The following is a 23,671-nucleotide window of genomic DNA, read 5'->3' on the forward strand; positions in this document are numbered from 1 at the left end:
TTATCCTTTAGTTCTTTATTATTGTGACTACATGCTGCCTAAGCCATTGCAACGCCATGATGACTGGGGCGTTGCATAACCGATTCTGCTGAAATAGCTGGTCAATGTCCTGATAGTCCAAAATATGAAGACGAATATTTTCGCCTTCATCGGGCATACCAAAGATTCCTCCGTTTAGATCGAGCTTTGCTTGGGCTGTATATAGATGAAATAACTCGGAGCAGGCCCCTGCAGAAGGGTAAAAGCTAAAAAGATGTTGCAGGGTATGAATCTCGCAACCCGATTCCTCAAGACTCTCACGGTACAGACACTGTTCAGCAGATTCACCTGCATCAAGAACACCCGCAATTACTTCAAGCTGCCATGGTGATTCATGGTCATCGACAGCACCAATACGGAACTGCTCAATCAAAGCAAATTTCTGCTGTTCATCATTATAAATCAGGACACCTGCCGCCTCTGGACGATGAATCAGCTCGCGCTGTAATACGGGAGTGTAGGTATTCTCGCCAAACAGGCGATGACGCAAGGCGACTTTCTCGACCTGTATAAAACCTTGGTACACACTTTCACGTGCTTCAATCTTAACATCGGTTGCAGAATAGCTGGCCTGTTCAATGATGGTCATACGTTCAATCAGGATGAAGAAATGTTTACTTCATCCTAACTGAGATTAAGACGTACTCAAATGTTTTTTTAGAAATTTAGACTTTATGATAAAGCTTCTGGCCTGCCTCATGGTAAGCCGCCTTCATCGTTTCAAAGCCTTCTTCTACCTGCTGTGCTATTTCGAGTTCCTGGTTCTTTGCCTGATTCTGGGCATAATCCCGGACATTCTGGGTAATTTTCATTGAGCAGAATTTTGGACCACACATTGAGCAGAAATGAGCTGATTTATGTGCCTCTTTGGGTAGGGTTTCGTCATGCATACTGCGGGCTGTATCAGGGTCCAGACTCAGATTAAACTGGTCATCCCAGCGAAATTCAAAGCGGGCTTTGGACAGAGCGTTATCACGCACTTGGGCTCCGGGATGGCCTTTAGCCAGATCTGCTGCATGCGCTGCAATCTTGTAAGTGATAATCCCGTCTTTTACATCTTTTTTATTTGGAAGCCCCAAGTGTTCTTTTGGCGTGACATAACACAACATGGCAGTACCGTACCAGCCAATCATGGCAGCTCCAATAGCCGAGGTAATATGGTCATATCCCGGAGCAATATCGGTAGTCAGCGGCCCTAATGTATAAAATGGCGCCTCCTTACATACTTCAAGCTGCAAATCCATGTTTTCCTTGATCATATGCATAGGTACATGACCCGGGCCTTCAATCATGACCTGCACATCATGCTCCCAGGCACGTTGAGTCAGCTCGCCTAGAGTTCGTAGTTCATTAAACTGCGCTTCATCATTGGCATCCTGAATACACCCCGGACGCAAGCCATCTCCCAGACTGAAAGAAACATCATAGGCTTTCATGATTTCACAGATTTCATCGAAATGGGTATACAGAAAATTTTCCTGATGATGGGCCAGGCACCACTGTGCCATAATCGAGCCACCACGCGATACAATACCGGTCAGACGCTGAGCAGTCAGTGGAACATATCGCAGTAATACGCCAGCATGAATAGTAAAGTAATCTACACCCTGTTCAGCCTGTTCAATCAAGGTATCTTTAAAAATTTCCCAAGTCAGGTCTTCGGCTACTCCATTTACTTTTTCCAGCGCCTGATAAATTGGAACAGTTCCAATCGGTACCGGTGAGTTACGGATAATCCATTCTCGGGTTTCATGTATGTTTTTACCAGTCGACAGATCCATAATGGTATCGGCGCCCCAGCGGGTTGCCCATGTCATTTTAGAAACTTCTTCATCAATTGATGAGCCCAGAGCCGAATTTCCGATATTGGCATTAATTTTGACCAGAAAGTTACGACCGATGATCATCGGTTCAATTTCTGGATGATTAATATTGGCAGGAATAATGGCCCGGCCTACTGCTACCTCCTGACGTACAAATTCTGGAGTGATTTCACGTAAATTCTGTGCACCGAAGTTCTGGCCACTATGCTGTCGGGTGTCAACGCCGTGACACTGGCGCTGATTTTCACGAATGGCAATATATTCCATTTCTGGCGTAATAATGCCCTGTTTTGCATAGTGCATCTGGGTAACATTTTTACCTGCTTTGGCACGACGGGGCTGTGAGATATGGGCAAAGCGGATTTCGGCAGTAGTAATATCTTTTAAGCGCGCCTGTCCGAACTCTGAAGAAAGCTGATTCAGGACTTCGGTGTCCGCACGCTCTTCAATCCATCGTTTACGTACATCTGGCAGGCCCTGCTTCAGGTCAATCTTGATTCTCGGATCGGTATAAACACCCGATGTATCGTAGACCATAACTGGTGGGTTGTGTTCACCGCCTAGACCGGTTGGGGTGTCGGTCAGACTGATTTCACGCATGGGAACCTGAATGTCGGGACGTGAACCCTGTATATAGACTTTTCTTGAAGCAGGCAAAATACGGGTCAGATCTTTGGCTTCTTGCTCATGCTGACTGGATAAGGGTAAAGAAGAATGATTCGTTAACTGGTTCATGTACATGATCCTTATGAATGATATCAACGAATCAAGCACGACCAAAAACGGTGGCAGATTTATTCTGTAAGAATAAAAGAAGAGCTTCAGTTTTTAGATGGCTTGATTCCTACGCAGGTCTTAACCTGATCAGGTTCAACGGTACTCATGATCAATTCCTGAAAAAAGGAATTACATGATCTCAGCGAGTAATTACTCGCGCTCCGTCAAGCATGTAAAGATCTTAGCATGGATTTTCAGAATGAACAGCCATGCTTGAAGTAACAATGTAGTTCTTTGGTCTTAATAACTTATACAGACAGCATCACTAAAACAGTCACGATATTGGTCACGTGGGGAGTTGGCATACGGGTCACGTAACTGAACATATTTTTCCAGCTGCCGTAAGGTCAAAATATTTTCCTGTCCTGAAAGACGTTCCGGTGCAGTCAGCTGAACTTTTATTTTCTGATTACGCTGGGCGGGTGACATCTCTACAAATTCTAAAAAGCGTTTGGCCTGTACGGCCAGTTCCGAGTCGCGCTGTTTAGCAACTTGCTGAATCACAGTCAGTGCATCTGGCCGTATAGAAAGCTCACCAGTATATGTATCAGAGATTGGGGTATTATTCATACCTTTAAACAGGAATGAGGTATAAAGTGAAAGCAGCAGTCTGGCATCATCTATAAAGCTGCTATTCGGATATTGCTTGACATAGCTTTCCCAGAACTGGGCACGCTGTGCGATTTCATCCCAAGAAATTGTCAGTGCGCCATCACGCAGAGGACTCTGCTGGTTCTGGCTAGCCAGTTTTTCAATAAAGATTCGCTCGGCAGTCGGTAAATAGGGGGCAAAAATCTGTGCCAGATATTGTGGCTGGCGGCGATAACTGAACATGCCTTCTCCACCATCATATAGCTCATAATATACTTTGCCCTGATGCTTGAGCAGGTACTGATCACGCGGTGAAAATTTTTCGGTATAACTCTGCTGTAACGTCGGATGAGGGGACTGGTTAAAAGCATAGTCTTCAAATGCCGTCTGCTGTTCAGGAGTACGCTTAACTGTCAAAAAGCGCTGATACATGGCATTCGAAGCTTTGAGAATCTGTTTTTGCTGTTCAAATTTTAGCTGTGGCAAACAGGTTTTAATTTGTGCATTGACTTGATCTAAGGCCTCTACTGTACTTTCCGAATTAATTTTCTGCATCTGTTCTGCCAGGTTCAGGCAGCGGGTATCATCCTGTTGTGGAGCAATACGGGTAGGAGGCGGCGTTTCTTGCTTGGCTGTTTTCTCCATTTCGGGCTTCTGGCAGCCAGCCATAGCTAACACCAGCAGGGATAGAGAAAGATAAGCAAGAGGCTTCATACGTTTTTTCCTCCAAGGCGGGGGACTACTTGACTCAGGTTGTATGATGCGTGAGCAAGACAACAGCGTACTAAGAGCGAGCAAACTAGCAGAATATGGTTGATGATGATTATCTTTAAAAACTCAGTAAAAGCTGTAGTATTGTTTAAATTATTTGTAAGCAATATGTAGTATGGATTTAGGCAAGATAGCTGGATTTTACTATATTCTTACCCTATTGAAACTGCCTGAAGTCAAGAACTGGGAAAATTTAATAAAAATCATACTTAAACTTGGCTATTCATGAGTAATATGGCATACCTGAAAACTGTCCTGAAAAAGATAGTTCGGTTTTTTGCGGTGTAGATGGGCATTTAAAAAAATGAAGAAAAAAATTTTCCTGAGCCTGTTTTTTCTAACTACAAGTTCACAGCTTTATGCACTTGATCTGGTAGAGGCTTATCAGCGTGCCAAACAGTCAGACCCAAGCTGGCAGGCTAATCTTTACCAGTATCAGGCAGATCAGCTTAATCTGGGTATTGCGCGTACTAATTTTTTGCCGACAGTCAGTGTCAGCGGTAATATTACCCGTAAACATCAGGGAAGTGACCAAAGCAATAGTGTGACCATTCCAGGTTTTGAAAATTTTGGTGATGCCTTAATGTCCTCGACCTCTACCACGAAGCAAATTTCGATTACGGCACGTCAGCCCTTATTCCGTAAAGATGCCTGGGAGGGTTATAAACAGGTACAAACCTCCGTACTGCTGAGTGAAGTACAGTTACGCCAGCGCCAGCAGGACCATATTCTCAATGTGGCTGAGAGTTATTTTAATGTCTTACGTCAGCAGACACTGACCAGCTCTCATTTACAGGAAGAGAAAGCATTATTAGAGCAGCTGGAAATGATGAACGCCAAGTTACGTGAAGGACTGGTTGCCCGTAGTGATGTCAGTGAAGCCAATGCCCAGTACCAAAATGCCCGGGCCAACCGGATTTCAAGTAATGTACAGTTGCTTCTGGCGCAGGAACAGCTGGCACAACTAATTGGGCCATATCAGGAAAGTCTGGCGGTGCTTCAAGAAAATTTTAGCTATCAGCAACCTTATCCGGCTAATTTGCAAGAATGGACTACCTTGGCACAAAATCAGAATCTTTCAGTACAGCAGGCACGTTTGCAACAAAAATATAATGATGACCAACGCCGGATTGAACGGGCAGCCTTATATCCGCAGCTTGAAGCAGTAGCTACCTATGGCTATACCAAACAGTCACCGGAAACACTTATCTCTGGTGATGGTCAGTTTGACCAGATTGGCGTGGAAATGAACTGGAATCTTTTTAATGGGGGACGCACACAACAAAATATACGAAAGGCTACAGTCGATATCCGGCGTGCTGAAGCAGAGCTGGAAGCTGCTGTCCGTAAAAGTACAACTGATGCCAAACAGGCCTACCTGCAGGTTCAAACTGACCAGAATAAATTAGAGGCCCGTAAGGCCGCGATGCAATCATCCGAGCTGGTATCACGCGCTTCACGTGCTCAATATAATGAAGGTTTAAAAACTATAGTAGATGTATTGCTGGCTCAGCGTAATGCTTTTTCTGCCCGGCAGGATTATGTAAATGCACAGTATGATCATCTGATTAATATATTGCGTTTAAAAGCCGCCGCAGGTCAGCTCAATGAACAGGATTTGCAGGAAATGAACAGCTGGCTGGTTGAAAAGTTTTGACAGCTATTCATAAATGAACTGTCATTAAAGTTTCATCATAGCTATGCTTTAATACAAGATGCATCAGAATTTTCTTTTTAGCTGGCTGGAGTCTTTATCTTGAGCTTGAATAATCCTGTATTAAGTCACCATATTTCTTCACAGTTTAATGAAGAACTGCAAGGTGTTACGACTAAATTTATGACTATGGGTGGTCTGGTCGAGCAGCAGGTGGCCAATGCAATACGGGCTTTGCTGGATACAGATACCAATATGGCTATCGACGTACAGTTTCAGGATAACGTAGTAAACCGTTATGAACGGGAAATTGATGAAGGGTTAACCCTGATTCTGGCACGCCGTCATCCGGCTGCGATTGACCTGCGTATGGTGATCGCGATGAGTAAAGCAAATACTGACCTGGAACGGATTGGAGACGAAGCCGCAAAAATTGCCCGTATTGCCCAAAACTTATGTGAAGAAGGCGGATCGCCACGGGGTTATATGGAAACCCGGCATATTGGCAATCAGGTGCGGGTTATGATTCATGATGCACTGGATGCTTTTGCTCGAGTCGATGCTGAGCAGGCGCTTAAAGTACTTTTAGCCGATGCCGATATCGATCGTGAATACCAGTCAGCCACCCGTACTCTGATGACTTATATGATTGAAGATCCACGCCATATTTCCCGGGTACTGAACGTGATGTGGGTATTGCGCTCACTTGAACGTATTGGTGATCATGCCCGTAATATTTCGGAACAAGTAATTTATATTGCAAAAGGACTTGATGTACGTCATACCAGCCTGGATGAAATTGAAGAACACGTACAACGCCGCTAAACAGACGTTTTAAAAAGTGAAAAGGCCCGGGGAAAGTTTCCCGGGCCTTTGAGTAAAGAGTAAGGAAAAATCATCACATCCTGTACCCATTGCAATTTTTAATTATTTTTCTATGCTCACCTAGCTTCCTGCTTGGCTACAACTTTAGTCTAATGGAGTTAAGTAAATATCGTATAAGTAAAAATCTTATATCACTGTAAGCTAAAGCTTATACAAGAGTAAGCAAAAAATTAAATATAGAATAAAAAAAGTCCCAGACTTTGGGGGAAATCTGGGAACGAAAGAGGAGCTCATTCAAAATTTCACTTATGCAGAATTCATCAGAGCTTTATATAAGTTTTCTTAAAATCAGTATAAGAAGTTCAGGTTTATTACTCATTATAGTTCATGTGTTTTGATGTGAAGGGCATGTAAATTAAGTTAATATAGTGTAATTAATTGCTTTAAAAATAAGCTTTGTCTTTATTTATTAAAAGTATAAATTGAACAGCAATGTCTTGACCCACTCTAAAGTGGATCAAGACAAAGATTAATTTTCAGGTTTCCAGCCCTCAGCTTTTTCTACACTCGCATCATTACTGAAAAATTTTTCACGTTGCTCTTCAAGAAATTTTTTTGCGTCGGGCTCAAATACATTCAAGCGTTTTTCATTAATGAGGGTGGTCTGATGCTGTAACCATTCCTGCCAGGCCTGTTTAGAAACCGTGTCAAATAGTTCCTGACCTCTAGCGCCGGGGAAGGGTGCAAATTCTAACCCTTCCATTTCTTTTTGATATTTACGGCAAAACACCTGTCGAGACATATCAATACTCCAAAGTTAAGATATAGCGTTTAAGCATAAAGTTTTTCTAAACGCGCATGGGCACGATCAATAGCTGCTTCCACTTGAGCCGGGGCCGTACCGCCAATATGGTTACGCGCATTTACTGAAGCTTCCAGAGTTAGTGCTTTTTCAAAGACATCTGCCTGAATCAGGTCAGAGAACTGCTGAAGCTGCTCAAGGCTAAGTTCAGACAAGTCTTTACCTTCCTGAACGCCCAGAGCCACTGCTTTACCTACGATTTCATGTGCATCGCGAAAAGCGACTCCATTTTTTACCAGGTAGTCTGCAAGGTCTGTTGCAGTAGAAAAACCGCGAAGGGCTGCTTCACGCATGATATCGATATTGGGTACCAGAGCTGGAATCATGTCAGCAAATGCCATCAATGAACCACGTACGGTATCAATCGCATCAAATAGTGGCTCTTTATCTTCCTGATTGTCCTTGTTATAGGCCAGTGGTTGACCTTTCATTAGGGTCAACAGGCTCATCAGGTCGCCGTAGACACGACCGGTTTTACCACGTACCAGTTCAGGAACATCGGGATTTTTCTTTTGCGGCATGATTGAAGAACCCGTACAGAAACGATCCGGGATATTGACGAATTTGAACTGCGCTGAAGTCCATAGAATCAGTTCTTCGGACATGCGTGATAAATGCATCATGATTAAAGATGCAGCAGCATTAAATTCAATCGCAAAGTCACGATCCGATACGGCATCTAACGAGTTTTCAGCAACTGCTTCAAAACCCAAAAGTTCAGCCGTATAGGCACGGTCAATTGGATAAGTTGTACCAGCAAGTGCCGCAGAACCTAATGGCATGCGATTAACGCGCTTGCGGCAGTCAATAAGACGTTCAGAGTCACGAACCAGCATTTCAAACCAGGCCAATAAATGATGACCAAAAGTCACAGGCTGTGCGGTTTGTAGATGGGTAAAACCGGGCATGATGGTTTGGGTATTTTTAGCCGCCAAACCCAAAATGCCTTTTTGTAATTTTTCCAGTAGATCTAAAATGGCATCAATTTCATCACGGACATAAAGACGGATATCAGTTGCGACCTGGTCATTACGGCTACGGCCGGTATGCAGTTTTTTACCTGTAATGCCGATACGCTGGGTCAGGCGTGACTCGATGTTCATATGTACATCTTCAAGGTCAATGCGCCACTCAAAATTTCCTGCCTCAATATCTGCTTTAATGGCAGTCAGACCTTCAATAATGTCATCACGTTCCTGTTCGGTCAGTACCCCTACTTTGGCAAGCATGGTCGCATGAGCAATTGAACCGGCAATATCCTGTTTATAAAAACGTTGGTCAAATTGTACAGATGCGGTAAATTCAGCCACAAAAGCATCGGTAGCTTCGGAAAAACGGCCGCCCCACATACCGGAAGTCTGATTCTGGGCAGGCGTATTGGAGGAATGAGAAGATGTGGTCATGTCGGCTCAGCAAAATAAAAAAGAGTATAGCAAATTCAACAGCGCTTGCCGAAGCACAGCGTGATAATTCCACAATACCATCAATAAATAACCGGAATAATTTATATTCTTTTACAAAGCGTGGACGCTGGCAATATCTAATCGAATTATTTCTGGTCAGTACGCTGTTGTCACTGATCCTTATTCTGGCAAAAGCGGGGACATGGCAAAACCTTCAGCTTGACCAATTGGCACAGTACATTTTTTTTATTCAATGGGTAGTATTGTGTTTTACTGCTTTGGTAGATACCTGGCAAAACCAGTTCAGACAGCTCAGCCATTTTTATGCCTTACTGTTCGGTTTTCTGCTACTTCAGTGCATTGTTCTGGTATCTACCTTCAGTCTGAATATGCTGAACTATTGGGGCAGTCATTTGAGCTGGACGGGAATAGATTCCGATATTTCATTTAAAGATATAGGTTTAAATCTCAGTTTTGGGATATTGATGGGAGTTATCTTTCTACGTTATCTGTATATGCGGGAACAATGGTTCAGACAGCAAAGTAGTGGATTAAATGCCCATATACAGGCCATGCAGGCACGTATTCATCCGCATTTTTTATTTAATAGTATAAATAGTGTAGTAAGTCTCATCAGTACAGACCCTGACAGGGCTGAAACAATGCTGATCAGCTTGTCCAAACTTTTTCGTGCCAGCCTGCAAGACCTCAAGCTGGTCAGCTTACAGCAGGAAATTGATTTGTGCCGGCATTACCTTTCAATTGAGCAGATGCGTCTGGGTGAACGGCTCCAGGTAGAGTGGAAAATAGAAAATACTCACTCTTTAAATCAGGTTTATATTCCACTTCTGACCTTACAGCCTTTGATTGAAAATAGTATTTTCCATGGAGTTGAAAGTGTCTATACTCAAGGTACCATCGGTATACTGGTTGAAATACTTCAAAATCAAGTTACTATAGTCATTACCAATCCTTACTCTTTAGATAAAATAACATTACGTAAAGGTCATGGTATTGCTATAGAAAGTGTACGGGAGCGGTTACAGGCCTATTTTGGACAGTCTGTACAGTTTCAAACTTTTGCCGGTGAGGGGATTTATACCACTATCGTGCAGTACCATTATAAATAAAAGAATAAAACCAGAGTCCAGATCAACATATATAAATTAAATGAAGTTGGTCTAGACAAGGAGAAAAAATGGATATCCTGATTTGTGATGATGAGCCATTGGCCGTCGAACGCTTATCTCGTCTGGTTACCCAGCTCGGGCACCATGTAGTCGCTACAACATCAAGTGGTCAGCATACGATTGAACTGGTCCAGCAGTATCAGCCTGATGTTGTATTGCTTGATATTCAAATGCCGGAAATGGATGGTTTGCAATGTGCTGAACAGCTAAACCAGCTGGACCTTATGCCGGCGATTGTCTTTTGTACGGCTTATGAAGATCATGCATTGGAAGCTTTTAAATCAAGTGCGGAAGGTTATCTGCTTAAGCCCATAGAGGTCAGTGAGCTGCAGCAGGTTCTGGACAGGCTGACCCGTTTGAACCAGGCACAAATGTCGGGCCTGAAGCAGAAAGATATAGATACGGCAAAATTACAGCGCCAGCAAATTACTGCAAAAAGTTATCGGGGTGTTGAGCTGGTGCCTGTGGAGAACATTTACTATTTCTTAGCTGATCAGAAATATGTCACAGTACGTCATAAACATGGCAGCATTTTGATTGATGAGACCTTAAAAGAACTTGAACAGGAATTTTCGGAGAAGTTTATCCGGATCCATCGTAATGCACTGGTATCTGTTGACTATCTGGATGGGCTTGAGGTTGTGACTTCCGGACAGTATCAGGTGCGCTGCCGTGAACTTGACGAGCGGCTGGCCGTAAGCCGTCGCCATTTACCTGGTCTGCGTGAGCGGATACAAAAGCTTTAAAGAACTAAAATAGGACGGTTTTATCGGCTTTGGACGATAATTTACTTGCATTTTTAGGGGATCACGTTAAGTTTAAAGGGACTTTTTAACGCCTGAATTATGATGATGACCTTAAAAATTGCAACCCGTAAAAGCCCTCTAGCGCTCTGGCAAGCTGAACATATTCGTGCCTGTTTGCAGGAACTTCACCCTGGCTTGACGGTAGAACTGGTCACGTTTGTAACCCAGGGCGATAAGATTCTTGATACTCCTCTGGCAAAAATTGGGGGTAAGGGCCTGTTTGTAAAAGAACTTGAAGCTGCCTTGCTGGATGGACGTGCTGATTTGGCAGTGCACTCAATGAAAGATGTGCCTATGCATTTGCCAACAGGGTTATCGTTACCTGTGATCTGTGAACGTGAAGATCCATGTGATGCTTTTGTTTCAAATCGTTTTGAAGGCTTTGAGCAGTTACCAAAGGGGGCAACAGTCGGGACGTCAAGTTTACGCCGTAAAACCCAGATTTTGAAAGCCCGTCCAGATCTGAATATTCTTGATTTACGTGGTAACGTGGGTACCCGTCTGTCTAAACTTGATGCAGGTGAATATGATGCGATTATTCTGGCTAGTGCTGGTTTGAAACGTCTGGGATTGAGTGAGCGCATTAAACATACCCTGTCTCCGGAATTAAGTCTGCCCGCTGTTGGCCAAGGTGCGCTGGGACTAGAATGCCGTACAGATGATCAGGCCATACTTGATCTGATTTCTCCACTTCAGCATGAGCAGACAAGTATATGTGTACGGGCAGAAAGAGCATTTAATAGTCATTTGGAAGGAGGATGTCAGGTTCCGATTGCTGCTTACGCGACTCTGGAAAATGGCCAGCTCCAGCTTGAAGGCCGTGTAGGAAGTGTGGATGGTTTAATATTACTTTCATCTCAAGTTTCAGGACAGCCGGAACATGCTGAACAGTTGGGGATCGAATTGGCAGAAAATTTATTGTCACAAGGTGCTGGCGAGCTGTTGAAAGCCCTTTATAAGTAAGTTTTATGCTATTTATTAATACCCGCCCGCAAGAACGCAGTCAGGCATTAAGTCTTGCCTTACTGCAAGCAGGTCATCAAGTACTTGAGTTGCCTTTACTTGAACTGATACCAACTGCTTACTCACTCCAGCTACAACAGCTCTATCAGAGTCTGCCATTCTGTCAGGTAATTGTAGTAGTGAGTCCTGCAGCAGCAGATATTGGGATGCAGTATCTTCAGCAAAGTGGCATCAGCCTGAACGATTTAAGACAATTACAATGGATAGCGGTAGGCCAAACCACAGCTGAACACCTGAAGCATTACGGTATTTCCAGTCAGGTCCCTAAACTTGAGACTTCAGAGGGGATGCTTGAGCTTGATGTATTCAGACAATTTAATGACCTGCACAGTGTAGCATTCTGGCGTGGAGAAGGGGGGCGCCAGTTTATGATGCAAAATCTGCATCAGCAGGGAATAAAGGTTTTGAACTTTATTTTATACGAGCGGTCCTGTCCGACACAAAGCATTCATGATTTTTCTAAAGTTGCAGCACAGATTATACAATACGAAAATCAGGTGCTGGTGCCTATTACTAGTGAAGCCAGCTGGTCTAACTGGCTGGATTTATGCCAGAATCAGCAGTCTGTTTTGCAGCTATGTCATTATCTGGTGCTGGGAGAACGTTTATATCAGTTGATACACGGTTATAAAATCCAGCATCAGGCCAAATTTCAGGTTTCAAAAATAGAATATTTAAAACCTGAGGTCATACTCCAGTATATTGCAGAGTTGCAAGGGAAATTATGAGAAAGTTTTTATTCTGTATAATCATTCTGGCGTTGGCTTGGTTGGCAAAAATTAGTTATGACCTGTTTCAGGTTTCCCGCCAATTACCGGAAGTAGAAGCCAGTTTGCATCGAACTGAGCAGCTCAATGCAAGCCTCAACGACCAGGTAGTAGCTCTGCAGCGCCAGATTAGCCAGATAGCAGTAGCCACGTCCACTAGCCCTTCTCAGTCTCCCCAGCAGCAGTCAAGTCCGGCCGTTTTGGCAGAATTTAGCCCGGTCGCATTAATTGGTGAACGTTTAGAGCTGGTTCAGTTTGCTGTCCGGCAGCAGCAGTATGTGTATGCGCTGGAAAAATTATCAGAACTGGATCGTGATTTACATGGCTATGCACTGGCATCTGAACTCAAACAAAGTCTACATCAGGCGATTCATGCAGATCAGTTAGCGATTCAACAGTTCGTGCAGGCTAAAACTCGGCAACAAGAATCTTTAGATGCACTGTTGTTAGAAACTGACCAGTTACTGAAGCAGGCCATACAGCAAAATAATTTAAGTCCTGCCAAGAATCAGCCACAACATTTCTGGCAGCGCTGGTTGCAGATTGAACCGGTTCAGCGTCCAGGAGCTATATTGATGAATCGGCAACTGGTTCTCAAAGAGGTACAACTAAGGCTGTTACTGGTAAGACAGTCACTTATGCAGGGGCAATATGCAGAATACCAGCAGGGCCTGGATGATGTAATTAAACAGCTGAATCAGCTACCCGACTATGACAGCCAGCAGTTAAAAAAACGTTTAATGAATATGAAGTATCTGCCAGTCATACCAAATCCGAAACTTGGTGCTATGACATTACTGGGTTAAGGGGGCAGTATGAAACAGATTTTTCTTGCTTATACACTGGTTAGCTTACTGGTTTTGGCCTTATTAAGTGTACTAAGTTATGGCTACGGTGCCGGTTATGTTTATGTGCAATGGCGCAACTGGCAAATGCAGACCAATTTATGGATATGGCTAGCTTTACTGGCAATATTCGGTTTGATTATCCAGCTGGTCTGGCTACAACTAAAACGTTATCTGACTCGGGAACAGCGTAAAACAGAAACTGTACTTGACTTCAAAACCTTACATCCTTACGAGCAGTTGGGAGTGATTTGGCTGTTACAAGCGGAACGGGACCAGCAGTTATTTATTCAAAGGGTCTTTTCTCAATCAGGTCTATTAAGAGGAATGATTGAATCACGCTTATTCTTAAGTAATGCTGAGACAGACCTTGCATTGAAAAGCTTGAATCAGGCATCTCCCCATGCATTTGAACTGGCAGAGCTACAACGGATTGAAATCTTTTTGCATCAGCAAGATCCTGAGCAGGCATTAACTCATCTTGAATTTCTGAGTCAACATGCTTTGTCTCCCTGGTTACAACAAGTGGAAAGTGCCTATCAATACAGGATTAATGAGCTCTGGGGGGAATTCGCAGTTCAGTATCCATGGCTCTACTTGCGCTCCAGCAAATATGGTCACTTAAGTCACGACTATAAAGAACAGTGGCTACAGCAGCTGCTGGGCCAGTTTGACCAAGCAACTCTTGATGATCTGCAGGCATTGCAGCAACGTTATCTGGACATGGCAGGTCAGATACAGAACCGTACACGTGACATTCAGATCCTATGGCTTAAGTTACTGGCACGTATGCCTGAAATGAGTCTGCAGCATGAATCACTAGCCAATTTACTGCTGGCTGATAATTTTGATCAAGATGTTTTCTATTTATGGTTTCAGCAACAATTACTTAAGCAGAATCCTGACTATGAATATGTCGGGCAGCGTATTTTATTTTTAGAAAACAAGTACCCAAGTATCCCTATATTAACTTTTGCAAAATGGCACATATATCAAGCAACTGACCGCGTACAGGAAGCAGAGCAGTTACTTGAGCTCTATCCAGATAATATATTGATGATTTATTTAAGGATCAAAACAGTATTTAAAGGAAATGAGGATTTAATTCAGCAATTAAATCTGGTTTTTGAAAATGACGCTAATTTTATGCAGTTAAAGATTTAAGGAATTAATATGACCAAGTTAACAGATTACCCAGTAATTTATGAACAGAATGTTGCTTGGGGAGATATGGATGCATTTGGGCATGTCAATAATGTAATTTATTACCGTTATATAGAAAGTGCCCGTATTTGTTATCTTGATAGCTTGAATATATTCAAGCTTGATATTAATACTGTTGTGGCTTCAAGCCAGTGTAAATACCTTAAACCGGTATTTTATCCAGATCAGTTGAAAATTGGCGTCAGGGTTGAAGAGATTAGGAATAGTGCCTTTCGCATGAATTACCTGATATGGAGTAGTGCCCAACAACAAAATGTCGCTTTAGGAGAAGCAGTAATTGTTTGCGTAGATAAAGAGAATATACAAAAGACACTCATTCCTGAAATAATAAGAGAAAAAATCATTAAGATTGAAAAAACTGTTAAGCATGATTTAAATAACCGATGATTAGTTTTATTAAATAAAACCTCTTATTTCATATTAATTTGGCTATGTTGAGTTATTGTTATTAATTTAATTAAATAGTCTTGATAATTGTATTTAAAATACATAATATGAGTTTGAATATTAATTCAAATAAATATGATTAACTTGTGTTGCGGAGCCAATATTAATGAAGCCAGATATTAGTGAACTTTCGGTAGAAGATCTCAAAAGATTACAGCTTGAAGCCGAAGCATTAATCGCCAGCAAAAAAGATCAAGCAGTAGATGAAGCTTATGAACAGGTTTTAGAAATTGCTGAAAATGTGGGTCTGACTATTGAACAGTTGCTAGAATTTGGAGCGCAAAAGCGCAAGAAAACAACACGTAAATCAGTAGAGCCACGTTATCGTAATACTGAAAATCCTGAAGAAACTTGGACAGGACGTGGTAAGCAGCCACGCTGGTTAGTAGCAGCCCTTGAAAAAGGTGCAAAACTTGAAGATTTTCTGATCTAAGTTTCATCGAACTGTCATTCGACTGCCTTAGAATGTTAAAAAAGCCAAGCATGAATGCTTGGTTTTTTTATAGCAGTGAATTGGCGAGGTAGAAAAATTATGCATAATGGGACGCAGGGGAGAAATATAGTTATAGGAAAAAAATTAAATGTTGGTTATTGCTGAATGAATAAAAGAGCGAAGCAATTAACGTGGTGGATATTTGCAGTCCTGGCGTTTTTATTATTTGTAGTGTTACAGATACCTGCTGCCTGGATTATTTCAAAATTTTCAAAAGATAATCAAACCTTGCAAAATGTCAGCGGTAATATCTGGCAGGGCCAGGCAGACTGGCATAAAGATAAACTGCGTGGATCAGTCAGCTGGAAAACCAGGCCTCTCGACTTATTGCTATTACGCTTGGGAGCAGACCTGGAAATTCATAGTGCCAATACAAAGCTAAATGGTACAGTGGCCTATGGTTTAGGTAAAAAAATAATTATTCAAGAGATGAAGGGCCAAATAGCGCCAGAAACCTTAAAGACCTTAGTAGACTGGCAATGGCCAGCCAATAGTATTCAGCTTCAAAATATTAATTTACGTTATCAGAAAAATGATGGCTTTAGCAATGCAACTGGCCAGCTGCAATGGGCAGGCGGACAACTCCTGTATAGCTTGGGCTCACGGCAGGACCGAATGAATATACCCTCTTTAAAAGGAGAGATTCAAGACGACGGTGGAAAGCTCATCTTTAATATACAAGATCAGCGTGGACAGAAAATGGCAAATCTGGTTCTTGATCCGGACATGATGCTGGATGTGCAACTAACCCAGCGTCTACTCTTGAATGTCCCTTCTTATGACGGTAAAGCTGGACTCGATACCTATGTGATTAGCTCCCGTCAGCCTCTATTACGGGGCAACTGGTGATGAAAACCTATCTGAATAAACTCCAAGATATTTTCTGGTCTAAACTGGACCGGGCTGGACCGTTCGTGCTGGCATTATTAATTCTGATCTTTTGCTGGAAGCTGGCAGCGTTGTTCTGGTGGGTGGTAGCACCGCCACAAGGCATACAGTTTGAGCGCGTCATGCTAGGCTCACAGCAACCACAAGTTCCAAATATTTCTTCATTTTCCCTGTTTTACGAGCCAGGTCAAAGTGCTGCGGCGAATACATCTGCTGAAAGTTTAAATATAGAATTGCAGGGTGTGGTCATTGGTTATCCAAGCCGTTATTCCTCAGCTGTAATTAAAGTAGACCAGATTGCAGAGCGTTATCGGGTTGGAGAAACCATTACTAATTCTTCATTTCAATTAGCAGAGGTTTACTGGGATCGGGTGATATTGCGTCAACCCAATGGTACATCTCGTGAAGTTCAGTTTAAAGGAATTGAAAATGGCCTGAACCAGCCGATTGCGCCACCTGCTGACTCTGCCACTTCGGCAGCTCCTTCGCCATCACCTGCAAATTCTTCTCAATCTGCTTTAGGACAGGCGATACAAAAAATTCAGGAAGACCGTGAACAATATTTGCAGGAAATGGGTGTAAGCTCGACCGGTAACGGTTATGAGGTCACCAGCCGTACACCGGCTGCACTGCGCAGTAAGCTGGGTTTACGCCCAGGTGACCGGATTATGTCTTTAAACGGTCAGCCTGTCGGCCAGGGACAAAGTGATATTCAGTTACTTGAACAAGCCAGACGTGAAGGGCAAGTCAAAATAGAAATAAAACGTGGTGATCAGGTGATGACCATCCAACAAAGTTTTTAAGTGGGAATACCTCACAGTAGTGTTAGGAAAAATAACAGGCTATGGCTTTATTACAACATCATCGTCCACTTTGGGCTTTAGTGGCTGCAGCACCAGTCATCGCTGCTATAAGCACGGCAGCCTATGCACAAACCTGGAAAATTAATCTGCGTGATGCAGACCTGACTGCTTTTATCAATGAAGTCGCCGATATTACAGGGAAAAATTTTGCAGTTGATCCACGGGTCCGCGGTAATGTGACGGTCATCTCTAATAAGCCACTCAATAAAAATGAAGTTTATGACCTGTTCCTGGGTGTATTAAATGTCAACGGTGTAGTGGCAATTCCATCAGGGAATACTATTAAACTGGTTCCAGATAGTAATGTAAAAAGCTCAGGTGTTCCTTATGATGCACGACGTAATGCACGTGGTGATCAGGTGGTCACCCGGGTAATCTGGCTGGAAAATACCAATCCCAATGACCTGATACCGGCTTTACGTCCATTAATGCCACAGTTTGCACATCTTGCTGCAGTAGCAGGAACAAATGCTCTCATTGTCTCTGATCGTGCCAGTAATATTGCGCAATTAGAAACAATTGTCCGCAATCTCGATGGTACCGGGCAAAATGACATTGAAGCAATTACCTTGCAGTCGAGTCAGGCAGAGGAAGTGATTGGACTGTTGGAGTCCATGAGTTCAACAGGCGCTGCTAAAGATTTTAGTGGGGCACGGGTAAGAATTATGGCAGATAACCGGACTAACCGTATTTTGATTAAAGGCGATCCGGCAACACGTAAACGTATCCGGCATATGATTGAGATGCTGGATGTACCCTCAGCAGACCGTCTGGGGGGACTTAAAGTATTCCGCTTGAAATATGCCAGTGCCCAGAACCTGTCCGAGATCCTGCAAGGACTAGTGACCGGGCAGGCAGTAAATAGCAACAGTAATTCAAATAATTCTGGTTCCAGTAATTCTATTAATAACCTGATTAATAATACTGCCAATAATAATCAGGGCGGCACCGGCTCTGGAATTTCTACACCGGGTATTAACCTCAACGCTAACACTAATTCCGGGCAAAATCCGATCAGTAGTTTTAATGCCAATGGGGTTAGCATTATTGCGGATACTAACCAGAATGCTCTGGTGGTTAAGGCTGATCCCCAGCTGATGCGTGAAATCGAATCAGCAATTCAGCAACTGGATATACGTCGCCAGCAGGTTCTGATTGAAGCCGCAATCATTGAAGTTGCTGGTGATGATGCAGATCAGCTTGGAGTACAGTGGGCACTCGGTGATATCAGCAGTGGAATTGGCTTGGTTAATTTTACAAATGTAGGAAGCAGTCTCGCCAGTCTTGCTGCTGGCTATCTGGCTGGTGGTTCAGCACTTGCTAATGCAGCCAGTAATTTAAGAGGTTCATCACTTCTTTTAGGTGACTACCGTGAAGGTGCTGATGGCTCACGACGTTTGTATGGCGCCCTGATTCAGGCCTTAAAGGACAATACCAAGTCTAATCTGTTGTCCACACCCTCTATTGTTACCATGGATAATGAAGAGGCTTATATCGTTGTCGGCCAAAATGTCCCATTTGTTACCGGTTCAGTGACAACAAATGCAAATGGTGTAAATCCTTATACAACTGTGGAACGTAAAGATGTTGGTGTGACTCTAAAAGTTATTCCACATATTGGTGAAAATGGTACTGTCCGGCTGGAGGTGGAGCAGGAAGTATCAAATGTACAGCCTAATAAAGGACAGGCTACAGACTTGGTTACCAGTAAACGTGCAATTAAAACAGCAGTCTTGGCTGAACATGGTCAAACAGTCGTACTCGGTGGACTAATCTCAGATAATTCTATTTACAGTCGACAGGCTGTACCAGGTTTGGGGGCTATCCCGGGCATAGGCCGCCTGTTCCGGTCTGACAGCAACAGTAATGAAAAGCGAAACCTGCTGGTATTTATCCATCCGACCATTGTCGGCGATGCTAATGATGTACGCCGATTAACGCAACGCCGTTATGATCAGCTTTATAGCTTACAGCTGGCTATGGATAAAGACGGGAATTTCGCCAAATTGCCTGAAAATGTAGAGGATGTCTATCAGCAACGTTTACCAGTTCCTGCTACCTCTGATAAACCTAATGTGTACAAGCAGCTTTCTTCAGGGGGGGTTACTCCTGTGGTAACGACGACTCCTGTAGCGATTGAACCTGGTATTGGACAACGTAGTGTAGCTTTGCCTCAACCGGAGGTAGAACGTACTAAAAATACAGTAACTACAACTACTCTGCGTCCGGCTTCTTAACAGACAAGGCACGGAACATGAAATAAGGCATGTTATGATATAAAAAAATCACAAGAGATGAGTTTATGACTTGGAAATTACAAGCAATTACAGGTGATATTACGGGGCAGGAAATCAGTATTATTACCCATGACATGCTGGTGGGCCGGCATCAGGACGCTGATGTATTGTTACAGTCTGCGGAAATCTCCCGCCGCCATGCTGCCCTGTTGTTAAAAGATCAGGGACTTTGGGTACAAGACCTTAATTCATCCAATGGCACTTTTGTTAATAATGTCAGGATTGACCATGAAACCTTGCTAAAAGATGGTGACATTCTACAATTTGCCAGCCTTAAGTTCTCAATTTTGGCACCTGTAGCAGATGCGGTGCAGGATGATGAGCCAGAAGTTGAAATGGAGCCAGTGGTTGAGTCTACCGAGTCAGTTGTGGTTGAAAAAACTGCTGCAGAGCAGATGAACGAGCAAGGTATGCCGAGCCTGACTGAACGTGCAGAAGTTCCGGTTAGCCGTGAAGGGATGCCGCAGCGAGTAGATATTCCTAAGCCAGCGCCAATTCCTGAAACTGTCCAGCCTAAAGTGCAGCCGGAACCTCAGTCGGTGCCACTGGAACAGCCTGTATCACGTGTTGCTGAAGAAAAAGAGCAACAGAAAAATGCATCAGTAGGCTTAATGACAGTGATCGTGCTGATTATTCTGGCAGTGATTGCATGGGTATTCTTTAAATAATTATATAGTCACGTTTATGGGCATGCTCGCATGCCTTTTTATCCGGATAAAAAAATATGACAGTTGCTCAACTTACAACACGCAATTTAATCCTGTTTGATCTGGATGGAACGCTGGTAGATTCAGCCACTGATCTGTTTAGAGCGATGAATATTAGCTTAAATACCCTGCAACTCCCGATGGTTACAGAACAACAGATTCGGCGATGGGTAGGTAAAGGTGCATCTAAACTATGTGAAGACGTATTACTTAATCTTCTGGGTGAAGTTGAACCGAGTCAGCATCAGCAGCTCTACGCAGAATTTTTAGAAGTATACGCTGCTGGTATTTGTGTGGACAGTAAGCCATTTCCTGGGGTATTTGATTTTCTTGACTATGCCGTCCGGCAAAATATTACTTTGGCTTGTGTGACCAATAAACCACAAAAACTGGCTGAAGCCTTGCTCTATGAATTAAGGCTGGACCAGTATTTTAAACTGGTGGTCGGTGGTGATAGCTTGGAACATAAAAAACCGCATCCTCTACCTCTACTGCACTGTATGGATGTTCTCAAGAGTAATGCGAAACAGACGTTATTAATTGGTGATTCAAGCAATGATATTGAGGCAGCGCGCCGTGCAGGGGTTGATTGTATTGTCGTAAGCTATGGTTATAATCATGGTGAAGATATTCATGACTCGGCTCCACAGCAGGTCGTAGATGATTTAAGAGAATTAATTGATCATTGAAAAAGTTTAGAAAGTGAAGGATACAACAATGGACGACAGTATGGTTTTTCGATGGCGACATAACATAGCTTTAAAGCCTGATGCCTAACTTACCGAAAAACAATCAAGAGTCCCTGTATGACCACCCTAAACCAGTTTGAATCACTTAAACATGCCGGCTATAACCTGATCCCTGTTTACCGTCAGCGCCTGGCAGATACCGAAACTCCGCTGTCCGTATTTGCGCGTTTAAAACACCATAGTCAAGCTTATCTGTTTGAATCAGTTGAGGGGGGTGAAAACTGGGCCAGATATTCAATGATTGGCTTGGGTGAATCTGTAGTATTTTCTTGTAATGAGGGAGAACTCACTGTAAAAGCTGCTGATGGCCAGCTTACCACCCAGCTGTGTGATGATCCGTTCCAGTTTATTCGAGACTTCCAGGCTCAGTTTAAAGTACCTGATGCGCAGTTGTTACCCGGATTGCCCGGTTTTACAGGAGGGCTGGTCGGTTATTTTGGCTATGATGCAGTGCGCTATATTGAACCCAAGCTCAATAATATGCCGCAAGCAGATCCAGTGGGCTTGCCAGATATATGGATGATGCTGTCAAAAACAGTCATTATTTTTGACAATCTTAAAGATACGCTATTTCTGATTGTGCATGCAGATATCAATGATCCTGAAGCCTATCAGCGCGCGCAGTTACAACTCGATCATCTGGAACAGACACTGAATACACCAATCAGCTTGCAGGCTTATCCACACACCCCACCACATTTTGAGTCTCTTACCGGGAAAGATAGATTCCTTGAGTCGATTGAGACAGTTAAGGAGTATATCCGGGCTGGTGATGTAATGCAGGTAGTGCCAGGTCACCGTATGGTATCTGAGTTTGATGGAGAGGCATTGCAGGTTTATCGTGCACTACGTCATCTTAATCCATCACCTTATTTATTTTTAGTACAAGGTCAAACTTTAACTGATGGCAAGCCCTTTCATATTGTAGGTTCATCGCCTGAAATTCTTTCTCGTCTGGAAAATGGGATAGCAACTGTACGGCCACTTGCAGGAACCCGTCCGCGTGGTAAAACCAAGGAAGAGGACTTGGCGCTTGAACAGGACCTTTTATCTGATGAAAAAGAGATTGCCGAACATTTAATGCTGATTGATCTGGGGCGTAACGATATCGGTCGAGTCTCCCAAATCGGTAAGGTACAGGTGACGGACCGCATGGTTATTGAACGTTATTCACACGTCATGCATATTGTTTCAAATGTGCAAGGTGAAGTAAGTGAAGGTATTGATGCACTAGATGTATTTAAAGCTACTTTTCCGGCTGGAACACTTTCTGGCGCCCCTAAAATTCGTGCAATGCAAATTATTGATGAAGTCGAGCCAGTTAAACGTGGGATTTTCGGTGGGGCTGTAGGTTATTTGGGATGGCATGGTGAAATGGATATGTCGATTGCCATTCGAACTTGTGTGATTCGTGAAAATAAGGTTTATGTGCAGGCTGGAGCGGGGCTGGTCGCTGACTCGAATCCTGAATCTGAATGGAATGAAACTCAAATAAAAGCTCGCGCAGTGATCAAAGCGGTTGAATTATCATCAAACGGATTGATTTTATGAGTTTTTGAGGTTTTTTTTAAAAAAAACTGTTGCATGCCTGCGAAGTTTTGCTAAACTGCACACCGTTCCGATACGAAACGTACGAAACACTAAGAAGCGCCGGCATAGCTCAGTTGGTAGAGCAACTGACTTGTAATCAGTAGGTCCACAGTTCGAATCCGTGTGCCGGCACCATCTAAAGTGTGTAAGTTTGTAGAGGAAAGCACTGAAATAAGTGCGATTGGTGGGATTCCCGAGCGGTCAAAGGGAGCAGACTGTAACTCTGCCGCGTAAGCTTCGAAGGTTCGAATCCTTCTCCCACCACCAACTTTTACTTTAAATGTAGTGGTCAATTACCAACAATGCGGGAGTAGCTCAGTTGGTAGAGCGGTAGCCTTCCAAGCTGCATGTCGCGAGTTCGAACCTCGTCTCCCGCTCCATTTAAAGCTAAATTTCGCTCTTATAGCTCAGTGGTAGAGCACTCCCTTGGTAAGGGAGAGGTCTCCAGTTCAAATCTGGATAAGAGCTCCAGATACAGTTTAGTAGATTTTTCTACAAAGTTTTTAAAAAGCAGGCTTTTAAGTCTGCTTTTCAAGTATTGGGTGTCTGTTTTTAGACAATGGGTCGATGAGCTGAGTTATCTCAGGGCTGTTTTCTTAAGCTGGTTTCGACGTAAACGAGGAAGATCATCATGGCTAAAGCCAAGTTTGAACGTAATAAGCCACACGTAAACGTGGGCACAATCGGTCACGTTGACCATGGTAAAACAACTTTAACCGCTGCGATTGCAACAATCTGTGCAAAAACTTACGGCGGTGAAGCGAAAGATTACGCAGCAATTGACTCTGCACCAGAAGAAAAAGCGCGTGGTATTACCATTAATACTTCACACGTAGAATATGACTCTCCAACTCGTCACTACGCTCACGTAGACTGCCCGGGCCACGCTGACTATGTTAAAAACATGATCACTGGTGCTGCTCAGATGGACGGCGCGATCCTTGTATGTGCAGCAACTGATGGCCCAATGCCACAGACTCGTGAACACATCCTGCTTTCTCGTCAGGTTGGTGTACCTTACATCATCGTGTTCCTGA

At 43.3% G+C, this 23,671-nt stretch carries 22 protein-coding genes, 4 tRNA genes and 1 riboswitch; of the genes, 21 read left to right on the forward strand and 5 right to left on the reverse strand.

Features of this window, described 5'->3' with window-relative positions; translation table 11 throughout:
- Positions 1–7 precede the first annotated feature (7 nt).
- The 3 genes from B3R63_RS01065 to B3R63_RS01075 all read right to left on the reverse strand — a co-directional run bounded on the left by B3R63_RS01065 (position 8) and on the right by B3R63_RS01075 (position 3,944).
- Positions 8–628: an NUDIX domain-containing protein gene (locus B3R63_RS01065; RefSeq protein WP_119878251.1), complete on the reverse strand. Its 621-nt coding sequence runs from the start codon at positions 626–628 to the stop codon at positions 8–10.
- A 76-nt stretch (positions 629–704) separates the two neighbouring features.
- Positions 705–2,597: a phosphomethylpyrimidine synthase ThiC gene (gene thiC / locus B3R63_RS01070; RefSeq protein WP_286728042.1), complete on the reverse strand. Its 1,893-nt coding sequence runs from the start codon at positions 2,595–2,597 to the stop codon at positions 705–707.
- An 89-nt stretch (positions 2,598–2,686) separates the two neighbouring features.
- Positions 2,687–2,813: riboswitch (TPP riboswitch) on the reverse strand.
- Between the two features lie 66 nt (positions 2,814–2,879).
- Positions 2,880–3,944, reverse strand: a complete 1,065-nt coding sequence (locus tag B3R63_RS01075) for a hypothetical protein (protein ID WP_286728043.1) — start codon at positions 3,942–3,944, stop codon at positions 2,880–2,882.
- 361 nt (positions 3,945–4,305) lie between these two features.
- On the opposite strand from B3R63_RS01075, the gene B3R63_RS01080 reads away from it, so the two are divergent.
- Together B3R63_RS01080 and phoU are read left to right on the forward strand one after the other, a co-directional pair.
- Positions 4,306–5,658, forward strand: a complete 1,353-nt coding sequence (locus B3R63_RS01080; protein ID WP_005022991.1) for a TolC family outer membrane protein — start codon at positions 4,306–4,308, stop codon at positions 5,656–5,658.
- A 99-nt stretch (positions 5,659–5,757) separates the two neighbouring features.
- Complete coding sequence (gene phoU, locus B3R63_RS01085) at positions 5,758–6,480, forward strand: phosphate signaling complex protein PhoU (RefSeq protein ID WP_005017107.1); 723 nt, start codon at positions 5,758–5,760, stop codon at positions 6,478–6,480.
- Positions 6,481–7,009: 529 nt separating this feature from the next.
- Here phoU and B3R63_RS01090 read toward each other — a convergent pair.
- Positions 7,010–7,282, reverse strand: coding sequence for an oxidative damage protection protein (locus B3R63_RS01090; RefSeq protein WP_005022992.1), 273 nt, complete (start codon positions 7,280–7,282; stop codon positions 7,010–7,012).
- Positions 7,283–7,311: 29 nt separating this feature from the next.
- Positions 7,312–8,745 (reverse strand): argininosuccinate lyase, encoded by a 1,434-nt coding sequence (gene argH / locus B3R63_RS01095; RefSeq protein WP_005405904.1) that lies wholly within the window; start codon positions 8,743–8,745, stop codon positions 7,312–7,314.
- Here argH and B3R63_RS01100 point away from each other — a divergent pair.
- From B3R63_RS01100 to B3R63_RS01190, 19 genes are all read left to right on the forward strand, one after another.
- On the forward strand, positions 8,736–9,875 hold the full coding sequence (locus tag B3R63_RS01100; RefSeq protein ID WP_286728044.1) for a sensor histidine kinase: 1,140 nt from the start codon (positions 8,736–8,738) through the stop codon (positions 9,873–9,875). The two genes, argH and B3R63_RS01100, sit on opposite strands and share 10 nt — an antisense overlap.
- Before the next feature lie 68 nt (positions 9,876–9,943).
- Entirely contained in the window at positions 9,944–10,681 is a 738-nt protein-coding gene (locus tag B3R63_RS01105) for a LytR/AlgR family response regulator transcription factor (protein ID WP_005017100.1), read from the forward strand.
- 102 nt (positions 10,682–10,783) lie between these two features.
- Positions 10,784–11,704 carry a hydroxymethylbilane synthase gene (gene hemC, locus B3R63_RS01110; protein ID WP_034430615.1) on the forward strand — a complete coding sequence of 307 codons (921 nt, stop codon included), beginning with the start codon at positions 10,784–10,786 and terminating at the stop codon, positions 11,702–11,704.
- A 5-nt stretch (positions 11,705–11,709) separates the two neighbouring features.
- Positions 11,710–12,492, forward strand: coding sequence for a uroporphyrinogen-III synthase (locus B3R63_RS01115; protein ID WP_286728045.1), 783 nt, complete (start codon positions 11,710–11,712; stop codon positions 12,490–12,492).
- Positions 12,489–13,337 carry a hypothetical protein gene (locus B3R63_RS01120; protein WP_286728046.1) on the forward strand — a complete coding sequence of 283 codons (849 nt, stop codon included), beginning with the start codon at positions 12,489–12,491 and terminating at the stop codon, positions 13,335–13,337. Before B3R63_RS01115 ends, B3R63_RS01120 begins: the two co-directional genes overlap by 4 nt.
- A gap of 9 nt (positions 13,338–13,346) precedes the next feature.
- Positions 13,347–14,540 (forward strand): heme biosynthesis protein HemY, encoded by a 1,194-nt coding sequence (locus B3R63_RS01125; protein ID WP_286728047.1) that lies wholly within the window; start codon positions 13,347–13,349, stop codon positions 14,538–14,540.
- Between the two features lie 9 nt (positions 14,541–14,549).
- Positions 14,550–14,987, forward strand: a complete 438-nt coding sequence (locus B3R63_RS01130; protein WP_286728049.1) for an acyl-CoA thioesterase — start codon at positions 14,550–14,552, stop codon at positions 14,985–14,987.
- A gap of 166 nt (positions 14,988–15,153) precedes the next feature.
- Complete coding sequence (locus B3R63_RS01135) at positions 15,154–15,480, forward strand: H-NS family nucleoid-associated regulatory protein (protein ID WP_005017085.1); 327 nt, start codon at positions 15,154–15,156, stop codon at positions 15,478–15,480.
- 165 nt (positions 15,481–15,645) lie between these two features.
- Positions 15,646–16,389 (forward strand): type II secretion system protein N, encoded by a 744-nt coding sequence (gene gspN / locus B3R63_RS01140; protein WP_286728051.1) that lies wholly within the window; start codon positions 15,646–15,648, stop codon positions 16,387–16,389.
- The gene (locus B3R63_RS01145) at positions 16,389–17,231 is read left to right on the forward strand and encodes a type II secretion system protein N (RefSeq protein ID WP_286728059.1); all 843 of its coding nucleotides are present in this window, start codon (positions 16,389–16,391) and stop codon (positions 17,229–17,231) included. The genes gspN and B3R63_RS01145 overlap by 1 nt, the downstream gene beginning before the upstream one ends.
- 41 nt (positions 17,232–17,272) lie before the next feature.
- Positions 17,273–19,528: a type II secretion system secretin GspD gene (gene gspD, locus B3R63_RS01150; protein ID WP_248132826.1), complete on the forward strand. Its 2,256-nt coding sequence runs from the start codon at positions 17,273–17,275 to the stop codon at positions 19,526–19,528.
- A 65-nt stretch (positions 19,529–19,593) separates the two neighbouring features.
- Positions 19,594–20,256, forward strand: coding sequence for an FHA domain-containing protein (locus B3R63_RS01155; protein ID WP_286728053.1), 663 nt, complete (start codon positions 19,594–19,596; stop codon positions 20,254–20,256).
- Positions 20,257–20,312: 56 nt separating this feature from the next.
- On the forward strand, positions 20,313–20,984 hold the full coding sequence (locus B3R63_RS01160; protein WP_286728054.1) for a phosphoglycolate phosphatase: 672 nt from the start codon (positions 20,313–20,315) through the stop codon (positions 20,982–20,984).
- A 117-nt stretch (positions 20,985–21,101) separates the two neighbouring features.
- On the forward strand, positions 21,102–22,595 hold the full coding sequence (trpE, locus tag B3R63_RS01165) for an anthranilate synthase component I (RefSeq protein ID WP_005405839.1): 1,494 nt from the start codon (positions 21,102–21,104) through the stop codon (positions 22,593–22,595).
- A gap of 98 nt (positions 22,596–22,693) precedes the next feature.
- Positions 22,694–22,769: transfer RNA gene (locus B3R63_RS01170), tRNA-Thr, on the forward strand.
- A gap of 48 nt (positions 22,770–22,817) precedes the next feature.
- Positions 22,818–22,901, forward strand: a tRNA-Tyr gene (locus B3R63_RS01175).
- Between the two features lie 37 nt (positions 22,902–22,938).
- A tRNA-Gly gene (locus B3R63_RS01180) sits at positions 22,939–23,014 on the forward strand.
- A gap of 16 nt (positions 23,015–23,030) precedes the next feature.
- Positions 23,031–23,105: transfer RNA gene (locus B3R63_RS01185), tRNA-Thr, on the forward strand.
- A gap of 160 nt (positions 23,106–23,265) precedes the next feature.
- The coding region (locus tag B3R63_RS01190) for a GTP-binding protein (RefSeq protein WP_286728055.1) at positions 23,266–23,671 on the forward strand (406 nt) is incomplete at its 3' end.

This window comes from Acinetobacter sp. UBA1297 (assembly GCF_002307755.1).
Taxonomy (GTDB): domain Bacteria; phylum Pseudomonadota; class Gammaproteobacteria; order Pseudomonadales; family Moraxellaceae; genus Acinetobacter; species Acinetobacter radioresistens.

What these genes read in the sequence shown, in the direction of transcription:
- gspN (WP_286728051.1), top strand. Translation starts at nt 15,646, where the DNA reads ATGAATAAAAGAGCGAAGCAATTAACGTGGTGGATATTTGCAGTCCTG.
- B3R63_RS01125 (WP_286728047.1), top strand. Translation starts at nt 13,347, where the DNA reads ATGAAACAGATTTTTCTTGCTTATACACTGGTTAGCTTACTGGTTTTG.
- B3R63_RS01065 (WP_119878251.1), bottom strand. Translation starts at nt 628, where the DNA reads ATGACCATCATTGAACAGGCCAGCTATTCTGCAACCGATGTTAAGATT.
- trpE (WP_005405839.1), top strand. Translation starts at nt 21,102, where the DNA reads ATGACCACCCTAAACCAGTTTGAATCACTTAAACATGCCGGCTATAAC.
- gspD (WP_248132826.1), top strand. Translation starts at nt 17,273, where the DNA reads ATGGCTTTATTACAACATCATCGTCCACTTTGGGCTTTAGTGGCTGCA.
- B3R63_RS01130 (WP_286728049.1), top strand. Translation starts at nt 14,550, where the DNA reads ATGACCAAGTTAACAGATTACCCAGTAATTTATGAACAGAATGTTGCT.
- B3R63_RS01100 (WP_286728044.1), top strand. Translation starts at nt 8,736, where the DNA reads ATGTGGTCATGTCGGCTCAGCAAAATAAAAAAGAGTATAGCAAATTCA.
- B3R63_RS01090 (WP_005022992.1), bottom strand. Translation starts at nt 7,282, where the DNA reads ATGTCTCGACAGGTGTTTTGCCGTAAATATCAAAAAGAAATGGAAGGG.
- B3R63_RS01105 (WP_005017100.1), top strand. Translation starts at nt 9,944, where the DNA reads ATGGATATCCTGATTTGTGATGATGAGCCATTGGCCGTCGAACGCTTA.
- thiC (WP_286728042.1), bottom strand. Translation starts at nt 2,597, where the DNA reads ATGAACCAGTTAACGAATCATTCTTCTTTACCCTTATCCAGTCAGCAT.
- B3R63_RS01115 (WP_286728045.1), top strand. Translation starts at nt 11,710, where the DNA reads ATGCTATTTATTAATACCCGCCCGCAAGAACGCAGTCAGGCATTAAGT.
- B3R63_RS01075 (WP_286728043.1), bottom strand. Translation starts at nt 3,944, where the DNA reads ATGAAGCCTCTTGCTTATCTTTCTCTATCCCTGCTGGTGTTAGCTATG.
- argH (WP_005405904.1), bottom strand. Translation starts at nt 8,745, where the DNA reads ATGACCACATCTTCTCATTCCTCCAATACGCCTGCCCAGAATCAGACT.
- B3R63_RS01160 (WP_286728054.1), top strand. Translation starts at nt 20,313, where the DNA reads ATGACAGTTGCTCAACTTACAACACGCAATTTAATCCTGTTTGATCTG.
- B3R63_RS01155 (WP_286728053.1), top strand. Translation starts at nt 19,594, where the DNA reads ATGACTTGGAAATTACAAGCAATTACAGGTGATATTACGGGGCAGGAA.
- B3R63_RS01135 (WP_005017085.1), top strand. Translation starts at nt 15,154, where the DNA reads ATGAAGCCAGATATTAGTGAACTTTCGGTAGAAGATCTCAAAAGATTA.
- B3R63_RS01080 (WP_005022991.1), top strand. Translation starts at nt 4,306, where the DNA reads ATGAAGAAAAAAATTTTCCTGAGCCTGTTTTTTCTAACTACAAGTTCA.
- B3R63_RS01120 (WP_286728046.1), top strand. Translation starts at nt 12,489, where the DNA reads ATGAGAAAGTTTTTATTCTGTATAATCATTCTGGCGTTGGCTTGGTTG.
- hemC (WP_034430615.1), top strand. Translation starts at nt 10,784, where the DNA reads ATGATGACCTTAAAAATTGCAACCCGTAAAAGCCCTCTAGCGCTCTGG.
- B3R63_RS01145 (WP_286728059.1), top strand. Translation starts at nt 16,389, where the DNA reads ATGAAAACCTATCTGAATAAACTCCAAGATATTTTCTGGTCTAAACTG.